The organism is Pseudoalteromonas sp. TAB23, from assembly GCF_000498075.1.
Lineage (GTDB): Bacteria > Pseudomonadota > Gammaproteobacteria > Enterobacterales > Alteromonadaceae > Pseudoalteromonas > Pseudoalteromonas arctica.
In genome coordinates, this window is sequence record NZ_AUTP01000003.1 from 1 (window position 1) to 953 (window position 953).

Below are 953 nucleotides of genomic sequence, written 5' to 3' on the forward strand. Positions count from 1 at the left end.
GCGCAAGCTTTGGGCGCTTTGCAGGCAGCCTATTTAGCGTAACTAGAATAATGGGGTTTTTAAACGCAGTAATGATCGCCAACCCAATAGGCGCAATCATTGCATTGGTGGCTATATTGGCGCTTGTTATTTATAAATATTGGCAGCCAATTAAAGCATTTATGAGCGGCTTTTGGGATGGCTTTGTGCACAGTATGGCGCCAGTAACTAACTTGTTTAGCGAGCTTGGCGATGCCTTCGCGCCAATTATAAACGCCGTTAAAAGTGCGTTTAACTGGTTTGCGTCTTTATTTGCACCGGTTGAAAAGTCAAGCGAAGCGCTAGAGGGCATAACATCAGCAGGCGAAGTTTTCGGCTTAATTTTTGGGTCAATACTAAATTTAGTGCTAGCACCTATAAAGCTAGTTATTTGGGGAGTAACCAAATTAATTAATGGCATTACTTGGCTAGGCAGTGCAATCGGTAGCATGTGGACCGCAGTGCAATCACCGCTAGGTAGTTTTTTCGAAATCATCAAAACCATATTTGGGTTTACACCAATGGGCATGCTGATGAAGGGCTACGGCAAGGCATTCGACTGGCTCAGTGAAAAAGTAGGCGGCTTAAAAGGTATAGCCGACTCAATAAAAGATTTCTTTGGCTTTGGTGACGACGAAGTAGAAGTAAAGGCAACCAAAGTAACCCAAGCAGTTCAGCCGCAAACAATGGTTATGCAAAGTGCCGACCAAGCATACAGCCGCGACTACGGGCAAAGCGTTATCAGTAAAGCAAGCGCGCCAGCTCAGCAAGCAAGTTCGCAATACATAGCGCCAAACAGTCCTATAAATTATGCAGCGCCTAAAGTAACAGCAATTGTTGAAACCGAAGAGCCGCGCACGCAGGCATTAGCAGGCCCAGCAGCAGCAAACGACCCTGCTTATTCAGCACAACCAAAAGTAATGACTGAGCGTGAA

At 45.6% G+C, this 953-nt stretch carries 1 pseudogene; it reads left to right on the top strand.

Annotated features, from left to right (window positions below):
* Positions 1–953, top strand: a pseudogene (locus L654_RS0100030) (phage tail tape measure protein); the annotation flags it as partial.